Below are 10,155 nucleotides of genomic sequence, written 5' to 3'. Positions count from 1 at the left end.
GCGAGGATCGCCAACGCCCGTTCCAGATCCGGCACAGCAGCCGACCCAAGTCCGAGCCTGACAGCATCGGGCGCCCGGCCGGAGCCCACGGCGAAGACGGCTCCCGGGGTCACGGCGATCCCGTGCCAGGCCGCCTGGCTGCTGGTCGTGGTCGGTGTGGGGGTCGCCCTGACCGCCTGGCTCAGCGGCCGTTGGAGCCAGCTCGTGCGACGCCGGCGAGGATCGCCAACGCCCGTTCCAGATCCGGCACAGCAGCCGACCCAAGTCCGAGCCTGACAGCATCGGGCGCCCGGCCGGAGCCCACGGCGAAGGCAGGTCCCGGGGTCACGGCGATCCCGTGCTCGGCCGCCGCGGCCGTGAAGGTGTCCGCGCGCCAGGGTGCGGGCAGGTCCCACCAGGCGTAGTAGGCCCGCGGATCGCACCGCACCCGGAAGCCGCCCAGCCATCGCCGAACCAGCCGCTGCCGGTGCCGCGCGTCCTCCCGCTTGGCGGCCACCAGCCGGGCCACCGTCCCGTCCTCGATCCATCGCACCGCCGCCTCCAGCGCGAACCGCCCCGCGCTCCACCCCCCGGACCGCACCACGTCCGCGACCTGCTCCGCCCGGTGCGGCGGTACGACGAGAAAGCCGACGGTGAGCCCGGGCGCGACCCGCTTGGAGAGCCCGTCGACGACATGGGTGAGCCCCGGGGCGTGGACGGCCAGCGACTCCTCCGCGCCGTCCGCCAGGAAGGACCAGATGCGGTCCTCGACGACCGGGATGTTCAAGTCCTCCGCGACCGCCGCCACCTGACGTCGGCGCGCGCCGCTCATGGTCACCGAGGTCGGGTTGTGCAGGGTCGGCTGGACGTAGAGGGCGGACAGGGGAGCACTGCGGTGGGCCGCGGCCACGGCGTCCGGGAGCAGTCCGTCCCCGTCCGTGGCGAGCGGCACCAGCGTGCCGCCGATGCGCCCCGCGATCTCCTTGACCAGCGGATACGTCAGCTCCTCGACGCCGACCCGGCCGCCCGGCCGGACCAGGGAGGCGAGGGCGGCGGCGATGGCCTGCCGGGCGTTGCCGGTGAACAGGACGCGGCCGGGGAGGCCGAGCAGGGCGGACGCCGCCTCGCGGGCCGGCGCGGTGCCGTCGGCGGGGGCCGGGCGGAGGGCGTCGGTCAGGATGTCGGGGCGGGTCAGTGGCGCGAGGGCCGGGGCGAGGAGCTCCGCCTGGCCCGGCGCGGAGGGGTAGTTGAGCTCCAAATTGACCGGTGCCGTGGTCGCCGGTTCGGTGAGCGCGCGTCCGCCCGGCCGCGGGGGAGCGGCCCGCACGAAGGTGCCGCGTCCGACCTCGCCGACGACCAGGCCCCGCCGGACGAGTTCGCCGTACGCCCGCTCCGCCGTCGACGCGGCCAGTCCGTGCCGGCGGGCGAACGTCCGCTGCGGGGGCAGGCGCTCGCCGGGCTGGAGCCGGCCGGCGGCGATGTCGGCGGCTATGCGGTCGGCGATGCGCCGGTAGTCGTGTCCCATGCGAGTCCCCCCTGACCTGTACGGATCGATTGCACCGAGGGCAAAGATCTTATTGCACCGAGAAGTTGGGCCGACCTAGGGTCGTGGTCATGGCGATCCCCCTGGTGCTGATCCACGGCCACCCCTTCGACCACACGATGTGGAACCCGCAGCTCGAGGCGTTCTCTCCCGGCCGCCGCGTCATCGCCCCCGACCTGCGCGGCTACGGCGGCGCCCCGGCCGGCCCCGAGGTGACCCGCTTCGAGGAGTTCGCCGAGGACATCGAGGCGCTGCTGGGCCGGGAGCGGGTGGAGACCTGCGTGATCGCCGGGCTCTCCATGGGCGGCCAGATCGCGATGGACTGCTACCGGCGGTTCCCGGACCGCGTCCGGGGCCTGGTCCTCGCCGACACCTTCCCGGCGGCCGACACCCCCGAGGGCGCCCGCAACCGCCACGCCATGGCGGACCGTCTGCTGCGGGAGGGCATGCGCGGGTACGCCGACGAGGTTGTGGAGAAGATGGTCACCCCGTACGCCGACGCCCGGGTCAAGGCGCACGTCCACCGCATGATGACGGGCACGTCCCCGGCCTCCGCCGCGGCGGCCCTGCGCGCCCGCGCCGCCCGCCCCGACTTCCGCGACCTGCTGACGAGGGTGGGCGTCCCCGCCCTGGTCGTCGTGGGCGAGGACGACGAGTACACGCCGGTGCGGGAGGCGGAGGCGATGCACGCGGCCCTCCCGGACTCGACCCTGTGCGTGATCGAGGGCACGGCCCACATGCCGAACCTGGAGCGCCCCAAGGAGTTCGACGAGGCGCTGCGGCGGTTCCTGGCGCGGATCGACGACCGCCCGTAACCTCGGGGTTCGTGACCTACTCAGCCCGGCGGCTCGGCGCCTGGTGCGCCGGGCTGCTGCTGGCCGCCGTCAGCGTGGTCGTGGGCTGCAGAGTCGCCGGCACCGACGGTGTCACGCCGGTCCCCCAGGTCCTCGCGTTCCTTCCCTGGCTGCTGGTGCCCACCGCACTGGCCGTGTTCCTCGCCCTCCTCGCACGGTGGCGGCTCGGCCTGGTGTGGTGTCTGGCGGTCCTCGCCCTGCTGGCGTGGTTCATCCGTCCGTACGGGCCGTCCGGCGAACCGCACGGCACCCCGCTCGCCGACTTCGAGGTGCTCACCTCCAACGTCGAGTTCGGGCGCGGCACCGGCTCCCTCGTCCCCGTCATCCGCGCCAGGAGACCGGACATCGTGTTCGTGGAGGAGTGCGAGTACACCTGCCAGGCCACCCTGCGCCGGGAGTTCGGCACCGACTACCCCTACCGGCAGGCCGTCGAGGCGGGCGGCTCCGGGGGCTCGGTCATCCTCAGCCGCTTCCCGCTGCGGGGCACGGCCCCCGTCACCGGCACGATGGGCATGCCCGGCGCCGTCGCCGACGTGCGCGGACACGCCGTACGGCTCCAGCTCGCGCACCCCATGCCCCCGCTGCCCGGCCAGGTCGGCCTGTGGGGCCGCGAACTAGGGCGGCTGCGGGACACGGCCGCCGCGACCCGCGCACCGCTGATCCTGGCCGGCGACTTCAACGCCTCCCAGGACCACGAGGCCTTCCGGCGCATCCTCGACACCGGTCTGCGCGACGCCGCCCGGCTCGCCGGCCACGACCGCACCCCCAGCTGGCCGGCCCGCACCGCCCCGGTGATCGGCGCCCAGATCGACCATGTGCTCGTCTCCGAGGAGTTCTCCGCGAGCGACGCCCGGTTCCTGCACGTGTCCGACACCGATCACCGCGCGCTGCTGGTGCATCTCACACTTCACCGGCAGGGATGACGGTCCGGCGTACCGGGAATGGCTGGAACTGGAGGGTGTGAGGGCCACACGGCACCCGCGCACCCCGGTCCCGGCGCTCCCGTAGCCGATTCTCAGCCACCGGAGACGCCGGAAACACCGACAAGCACCTCAGACGCCCCGGACGCCTCAGACGCCTCAGACGCCGATGTCGCGGCCGTCCCCGCGCCACACGGCGACCACGGCGGGCCGGGTGATCCGCCCTGGCCCGTCCGGCCAGGTACACGACGACCGCGTCGACGGCGTTGGGGCCGACGGACGCGAACCGCGACCCCCGCGCCGCCCTGCCCCGCCACCGGCTTTCCCGTACTCCACCCCGCTCGCGGCCCGCGCGCCCTGCGCACCGGAAACCCCACCCGCACCGACGACGGCGGCGGCCCCGACCACGGCGGCGACCCGCATCACTGAGCGCCGCTCCACGGCACCGGTGATGACGTCGCCGACGTACTCGTTGTCGCTGGCGTTGGGGACGTCGTGGAAACAGGCGTCACCGCACCGGCGGGGCAGGTGAGGGCCGACCGCCCACCCGAATGCGTCGTGATGATCGGCAGCAGCTTGCGCACTTTACCGTCCCCTTACTACTCCTTGGCGTGGACGTGACGATAGGAGGAAGTAGGTGCGGGGCATCGCCGAGAGATGAACGATGAGTGAACGCCCTTGGCTCCAGGCGCTATTGACACAGGACGATTTCCCTCTTCCGCCCCTGCCCAAGATCGCCATCTGGGGCCGCTAACCTTACGTGTCCGTCCTGGCCAGCGATTGACGGACTTCAACTCACGCGAAGGGTTGCGCACATGGGCATTCTCACTCTCCTGCGGAATGCGTTCGGCAGGTCACGCAAGGGGCGTGCCTCCGAAACAGAGGGTGCCGACGGAACGCCTTCGCAGACACCGGCACCCGCGGTCCCGTCCCCCTCCCCGGCCCCGGAACCGACCCCTTCCGCCCGCGTCCCGGAGCCCCGCACGGAGACCCCGGAACCGCCGAACGACGACGAACACGAACTGGTCTCGGCGGCCTTCGACAACGTCACCGTCCCGGCGCCGGCCCAGCCGACAGAGCCGGGGGGCACGGAGCCGACGGAGCCCGCGGAGCGGGCGACCGAGGAGTCGGCGGAGGAGCAGACGGCAGAGGCGCCGGTGGCGGAGGAGCCGACGGAGGCTGCGGAAGCGGCGCCTGCGCAGGAGCCGACGGAGGCGAAGGCCGCGGTCGAGGAGCCCGCGGTCGAGGAGCCGGCCGCTGAGTCGGCTGAGGTTGCCGAGGTTGCCGAGGTTGCCGAGGTTGCCGAGGTTGCCGAGGTTGCCGAGCCGACGGTGACCGCTGAGGCGGAATCCACGCCTGAGCCGGCCCCGACCGAGGTGGAAGCGCCCAAGGCGGAGGCCACCGAGCCCGAGACGACCGAGCCCGAGGCGGCAGAGCCGGAGGCGACCGAGCCCGAGGCGACCGTGCCGGTTGCCGAAGAGACATCGGAACCGCCGCTGACCGAGCCGACGGCTGAGGAACCGGTCGCGGAAGAGCTCACGGCAGCGGAGCCCGAAACCGCCGAGCCGGAGGCCGAGGCCGCGGAGGTCCCCGCCGAGACCGCTGACGAGGTGACCGCCGAACCCGAGCCCCAGCCGACCGCTGCCGCGGCCGCGGCCGCGATCGAACCCGTGGTCGCCGACGGCGAGGAGGCCCCACAGGGGCCACCCGCACCCGACGACGAGACCGTCACGGGTGGTGCGGGTGGGAACGAAACGGCCGAAGGCGAAGCCGAGGCCCCGGCCGACGACGGCAGCGGCAGCGACGCCGCGTCGACCGCCCTCACCAAGGCCAGCCTCACGGGCACCCGAGCCAGGGTCTACCTCGTCCTGGACCGCTCCGCGAGCATGCGCCCGTACTACAAGGACGGATCGGCCCAGGCCCTGGCCGACCAGACCCTCGCCCTCGCAACGCACCTCACCCCCGACACCCCCACCGTCCACGTCGTCTTCTTCTCCACGGAAGTGGACGGCACGACCGACCTCACCCCCGCCTCCCCCGAGAACGCCATCGACGAGGCCCACGCCAACCTCGGCCGCATGGGCCGCACCAGCTACCACGCCGCCGTAGAGGCCGTACTCGCCCACTACGACAAGAACGCCACCCCCGGCACCCCCGCCCTGGTGGTCTTCCAGACCGACGGCGCTCCCGACGCGAAGACCCCCGCCACCCAGTCCCTCACCGACGCCGCGAAGACCCACCCCTCGGTGTTCTTCTCCTTCGTCGCGTTCGGCGACCACGACAACAAGGCCTTCGACTACCTCCGCAAACTGAAGACCGACAACACGGCCTTCTTCCACGCGGGCCCGACCCCCCTGGAGCTCACCGACGCGGAGCTCTACGACGGCATCCTCATCGACTGGCGCCCGTAAGCACACGAGTACACACAGCACCACCACCCCCGTGCCGCCCGCTTCTCAGCCCGTAAAACGGGAGGCGGGCGGCATACACATGTCGGCTACGATTTCAAGGTTCGCCAAACCAGCAACGAAACCGACCTGGGAGCAGCCCCCGATGGCTCGACACCTCATCACCAGCGCCCTTCCGTACATCAACGGAATCAAGCACCTGGGCAACATGGTGGGGTCCATGCTCCCGGCGGACGTGTACTCCCGGTACCTCCGCCAGCGCGGCCACGACGTCCTTTACATCTGCGCGACCGACGAGCACGGCACCCCGGCCGAGCTGGCGGCGAAGGAGCAGGGCCTGCCCGTGGCCGAGTTCTGCGCCCAGGCGCACGACGCCCAGAAGGCGGTCTACGACGGCTTCGCGCTGGCCTTCGACTACTTCGGCCGGAGCTCCTCCCAGCAGAACGTCGAGATCACCCAGCACTTCGCCCGCCGCCTCAACGAGAACGGCTTCATCGAGGAGCGGGCGATCCGCCAGGTCTACAGCCCCGCCGACGGCCGCTTCCTCCCGGACCGCTACGTCGAGGGCACCTGCCCCCACTGCGGCTACGACAAGGCCCGCGGGGACCAGTGCGAGAACTGCACCCGCGTCCTGGACCCGACCGACCTGATCAACCCGCGCTCGGCGATCTCCGGCTCCACCGATCTCGAGGTCCGCGAGACCAAGCACCTCTTCCTGCTCCAGTCCAAGCTGCAGCACGAGGTCGAGGAGTGGGTCTCCCGGCACGAGGACGACTGGCCGCAGCTGGCCTCCTCCATCGCCCGCAAGTGGCTGAACGAGGGCCTGCACGACCGCGCGATCACCCGTGACCTGGACTGGGGCGTCCCCGTCCCGGCCGACACCTGGCCGGAGCTGGCGGCGGAGGGCAAGGTCTTCTACGTCTGGTTCGACGCCCCGATCGAGTACATCGGCGCGACCAAGGAGTGGGCGGACCTCGACCCGGAGAACCGGGACTGGAAGTCCTGGTGGTACGAGGCGGACGACACCGTCCGCTACACGGAGTTCATGGCGAAGGACAACGTCCCCTTCCACACGGTGATGTTCCCGGCCACCGAGCTCGGCGTCCGCGAGCCGTGGAAGAAGGTCGACTACGTCAAGGCCTTCAACTGGCTGACGTACTACGGCGGCAAGTTCTCCACCTCCCAGAAGCGCGGTGTCTTCACCGACCAGGCCCTGGAGATCCTGCCCGCCGACTACTGGCGCTACTTCCTCATCGCGAACGCCCCCGAGTCCGACGACTCCTCCTTCACCTGGGAGCACTTCACGGCGACGGTCAACAAGGACCTGGCCGACACCCTCGGCAACTTCGTCAACCGCGTCCTGTCCTTCTCCCGCAAGCGCTTCGGCGACGAGGTGCCCGCGGGCGGCGAGCCGGGCGAGGCGGAGCGGAAGCTGGGCGAGGAGATCGCCCGGCTGCTCGCCGAGTACGAGGCCCAGATGGAGTCCCTCCAGTTCCGCAAGGCCGCGGCGGCGCTGCGCGCCCTGTGGTCGGCCGGAAACTCCTACCTGGAGGAGAAGGCCCCCTGGCTGGAGATCAAGACCGACAAGGAGGGCGCCGCCCTCACCCTGCGCACCGCGATGAACCTCATCCACCTCTACGCGGTGGTCTCGGAGCCGTTCATCCCGACGACGTCGGCGGCCATGCGCCAGGCCTTCACCCTCACCGACGACACCGCCCCCTGGGTCACCGCGGACGAGGCGAAGTCCCTGACCTCGGTCCCCGCCGGCACCCCCTTCACGGTTCCCCCGGTCCTCTTCGCCAAGCTCACGGACGAGGACCTGGAGAACTACAAGGAGCGCTTCGGCGGCGAGGCCGCCTGAGCGGAGGGTCGGTGCTTTGCTGAAGGTCTTCCTTTGCCATTCATCGGGCGACAAGCCCGATGTACGGCTCTTACGGACGATGTTGCAGTCCGAAGGGTTCGAACCCTGGCTGGACGAGGAGGAGATCCTCCCCGGTCAGGATTGGGACCTGGAGATCCGGCGGGCCATCCGCGCGTCGGATCTCATCCTGGTCTGTCTGTCGAAGGCCTCTGTGACCAAGACCGGTTACGTGCAGAAGGAAATTCGAATCGTCCTGGACGAGGCAGACCATCAGCCCGAAGGCACGATCTACCTGATTCCGGCGCGTCTGGAGAACTGTGACGTTCCGGAGCGGCTGCGCCGGTGGCAGTGGGTGGACCTGTTCACCGATGACGGGTACGGCAAGCTGCTCAGGTCGTTGCACCGACGCGCCGATTGGCCGGTCACCAGATCGACCAGGGCACCAGCCCGGCCCCCAATCCAGGTGGCCCGTACCGCGCCAGTCCCGATCGACGCGCCCTCGCCGACAACCAAGTACCCGGGCACGGTCAGATACGACGGCTTCTACGAAAAGGCGAACGACGAGTCCACAACGTTTCTCCGATTTTACAGCGACGGCACCGTGCTGAGCGTGGGGAGCATCGGAACCGCCTCGCAAATCGTCTCGTGGTTCAACCGGAATCACAGCGCCCCGAGCAAGGGCACATATGACATCAACGGCAGCCACATCAAGTTCGCCACCACCAGCGAATCCGGCACCGTCGAGTACACCGGTACCATCGGTGACGATGGGGTTGTGCTGCATCTCCACGTCCTCAGCCACATCAACGGTTACGAGGCGGACGGCCTCTGGCGATTCAGCCCCGTCCGCGACATGCACGAGGACTCTCCCGCCAAGACGTGACCCCTGGTGCCGGCTGTGACTGCCAGTGACTCGGTGGAAGTAGCCTGAAACCGCTGTGGGCGGCACGCGCTGACGACGTGCAACCCGAGCACAGGGCAGTAGCGCGTGACCGTACGCAACCGCCCCTGGGTCGTCACCGACGTCCTCCGCTCGACCGCCGCCAGCGACGACCCGGCACGCGCTGCGGAAGCCGCCACCAGCCACCTGATCACGCTGTCCTCGCTGGAGAGCGACGGCCGCGACGAGGAGCTCCGGGTGGTGTGGGAGCTGGAGCAGGCGACGGACGTCCACGATCAGTACGAGCTGCCGTCTCCCCACGACGGCTTCGACAATCCGGGACGCCTGGACGCCTTCCTGGACTCCGTGCGCTGGGGTGCCATCGCCTCCGCCGACAAGACGGCCCTCCAGGCGCCGTTCCGCTCGGGCGTCGAAATCCAGGACTACCAGCTGGACCCGGTGGTCCGCGCCCTGTCTATGCCCCGCACGAACCTGCTGATCGCGGACGACGTCGGTCTCGGCAAGACGGTCGAGGCCGGTCTGGTGATGCAGGAGCTGATGCTGCGCCATCGCGCACGCTCCATGCTGATCGTGTGCCCCGCCGGCCTGACGCTCCAGTGGCGGGACGAGATGCGGGACAAGTTCGGTCTGGACTTCCGGATCGTGAACACCCGGATGCTGCGTGAGCTGCGCCGATCAGCCGGGCCGTACGCGAACCCCTGGACCCACCACCCCCGCCTGATCGTCTCCATCGAATGGCTGAAGCGTGAGCGCCCACTGCGGATGCTGCGTGAGCTGCTGCCGCCGGTCCCGGAGTACCCGCGCGCCTTCGACCTGCTGGTGGTCGACGAGGTCCACACGTGTGCGCCCTCGGGCACGGGCAAGTACGCGGTGGACTCACAGCGCACCCGGGCCGTGAAACTCCTCGCGCCGCACTGCGAGCACCGTCTCTTCCTCTCGGCGCCCCCGCACAACGGCTACCTGGAGTCCTTCACCGCGCTGCTGGAACTGCTCGACGACCACCGGTTCGCCCGTGGCGTCAAACCGTCCGAGGAGCAGTTGCGCCGGGTGATCGAAAGGCGCCTCGGAAACCTTCAATGACGGTGGTCTCTTCCCAGAGCCGGACGCCCTCTTCTGAGCCGAACGACACCCCCCAGCGCCAGTGATAACCAGGCATGGGGCGCGCGCAGTTGAGAGTCAGCTCCCCGACGTGTACGCCACGAAGGCCGCCCAGGCATCCGACACCAGCGCCAGGCGCGGGCTGAGCTCGCGGTACTTGGAGTCGCGGACGTGGATGGTGCCGGGGGTGGTGGCGACCTCGACGCAGGAGTCGCCGTCAGGGCCGCTGCTGTAGCTGCTCTTGAACCACGCCAGTTCGGAGGCGTCACCGGCAGTGGGCTTGCGGATCATGTTTCTCCCAGCAGTCGTTCGATGAGGACCAGCGACTCCCGCGGTGGAAGAGCTTGGGCCCTGATGGTGCCGTATCGCAGCTCAAGGATGCGCAGCTCCTTCAGGTCCGAAACCGGGCGGCCGTTGAAGGCACCATCGGAGCGCCCGACAGCCGTGCCGTCCTCGAACTTCAGCAACTCGATCCTGCCGCTCATGCCAGGATGCGGGGCGCTGTCCATCGGCATCACCTGAAGCGTGACGTTGGGCAATCGACCCACCTCCAGCAGACGTTCGAACTGCTGTTGCCGCACCATTTGTGCC

General features: G+C 70.4%; 8 protein-coding genes and 2 pseudogenes. 6 read left to right on the top strand and 4 right to left on the bottom strand.

Translation table 11 applies throughout. The features are described from left to right. Positions 1-181 precede the first annotated feature (181 nt). Entirely contained in the window at positions 182-1,504 is a 1,323-nt protein-coding gene (locus tag ABZ453_RS37280; RefSeq protein ID WP_359022230.1) for a PLP-dependent aminotransferase family protein, read from the bottom strand. Between the two features lie 89 nt (positions 1,505-1,593). On the opposite strand from ABZ453_RS37280, the gene ABZ453_RS37275 reads away from it, so the two are divergent. Beyond that, on the top strand, positions 1,594-2,337 hold the full coding sequence (locus ABZ453_RS37275) for an alpha/beta hydrolase (RefSeq protein ID WP_359022227.1): 744 nt from the start codon (positions 1,594-1,596) through the stop codon (positions 2,335-2,337). A gap of 11 nt (positions 2,338-2,348) precedes the next feature. Beyond that, positions 2,349-3,299 carry an endonuclease/exonuclease/phosphatase family protein gene (locus ABZ453_RS37270; RefSeq protein WP_359022225.1) on the top strand — a complete coding sequence of 317 codons (951 nt, stop codon included), beginning with the start codon at positions 2,349-2,351 and terminating at the stop codon, positions 3,297-3,299. A gap of 241 nt (positions 3,300-3,540) precedes the next feature. On the opposite strand, the pseudogene ABZ453_RS37265 reads toward ABZ453_RS37270, so the two are convergent. Beyond that, a pseudogene (locus ABZ453_RS37265) lies at positions 3,541-3,880 on the bottom strand (phosphatase); the annotation flags it as partial. A 231-nt stretch (positions 3,881-4,111) separates the two neighbouring features. On the opposite strand from ABZ453_RS37265, the gene ABZ453_RS37260 reads away from it, so the two are divergent. The 4 genes from ABZ453_RS37260 to ABZ453_RS37245 all read left to right on the top strand — a co-directional run bounded on the left by ABZ453_RS37260 (position 4,112) and on the right by ABZ453_RS37245 (position 9,546). Continuing rightward, positions 4,112-5,707 (top strand): VWA domain-containing protein, encoded by a 1,596-nt coding sequence (locus ABZ453_RS37260; protein WP_359022223.1) that lies wholly within the window; start codon positions 4,112-4,114, stop codon positions 5,705-5,707. Between the two features lie 142 nt (positions 5,708-5,849). After that, positions 5,850-7,565, top strand: coding sequence for a methionine--tRNA ligase (gene metG, locus ABZ453_RS37255; protein ID WP_359022221.1), 1,716 nt, complete (start codon positions 5,850-5,852; stop codon positions 7,563-7,565). 16 nt (positions 7,566-7,581) lie between these two features. Continuing rightward, entirely contained in the window at positions 7,582-8,448 is an 867-nt protein-coding gene (locus tag ABZ453_RS37250; protein ID WP_359022219.1) for a toll/interleukin-1 receptor domain-containing protein, read from the top strand. A gap of 105 nt (positions 8,449-8,553) precedes the next feature. Continuing rightward, positions 8,554-9,546 carry an SNF2-related protein gene (locus tag ABZ453_RS37245; RefSeq protein WP_359022217.1) on the top strand — a complete coding sequence of 331 codons (993 nt, stop codon included), beginning with the start codon at positions 8,554-8,556 and terminating at the stop codon, positions 9,544-9,546. A 96-nt stretch (positions 9,547-9,642) separates the two neighbouring features. Here ABZ453_RS37245 and ABZ453_RS37240 read toward each other — a convergent pair whose 3' ends face one another. Together ABZ453_RS37240 and ABZ453_RS37235 are read right to left on the bottom strand one after the other, a co-directional pair. Beyond that, positions 9,643-9,855 (bottom strand): DUF397 domain-containing protein, encoded by a 213-nt coding sequence (locus ABZ453_RS37240; protein ID WP_359022215.1) that lies wholly within the window; start codon positions 9,853-9,855, stop codon positions 9,643-9,645. Beyond that, positions 9,852-10,148: pseudogene (locus tag ABZ453_RS37235) on the bottom strand (Scr1 family TA system antitoxin-like transcriptional regulator); the annotation flags it as partial. The pseudogene ABZ453_RS37235 and the gene ABZ453_RS37240, both read right to left, overlap by 4 nt. Between the last annotated feature and the right edge of the window lie 7 nt (positions 10,149-10,155).

Origin of the sequence: Streptomyces sp. NPDC005799 (assembly GCF_040630525.1) — a bacterium.
Classification (GTDB): Bacteria; Actinomycetota; Actinomycetes; order Streptomycetales; family Streptomycetaceae; genus Streptomyces; species Streptomyces griseorubiginosus_B.
This window is presented reverse-complemented; position numbering and strand designations above follow the sequence as displayed.

Excerpts from the sequence above, each read along its gene's own strand:
- ABZ453_RS37280 (WP_359022230.1), bottom strand. The coding sequence starts at position 1,504 with ATGGGACACGACTACCGGCGCATCGCCGACCGCATAGCCGCCGACATC.
- ABZ453_RS37275 (WP_359022227.1), top strand. The coding sequence starts at position 1,594 with ATGGCGATCCCCCTGGTGCTGATCCACGGCCACCCCTTCGACCACACG.
- ABZ453_RS37260 (WP_359022223.1), top strand. The coding sequence starts at position 4,112 with ATGGGCATTCTCACTCTCCTGCGGAATGCGTTCGGCAGGTCACGCAAG.
- metG (WP_359022221.1), top strand. The coding sequence starts at position 5,850 with ATGGCTCGACACCTCATCACCAGCGCCCTTCCGTACATCAACGGAATC.
- ABZ453_RS37240 (WP_359022215.1), bottom strand. The coding sequence starts at position 9,855 with ATGATCCGCAAGCCCACTGCCGGTGACGCCTCCGAACTGGCGTGGTTC.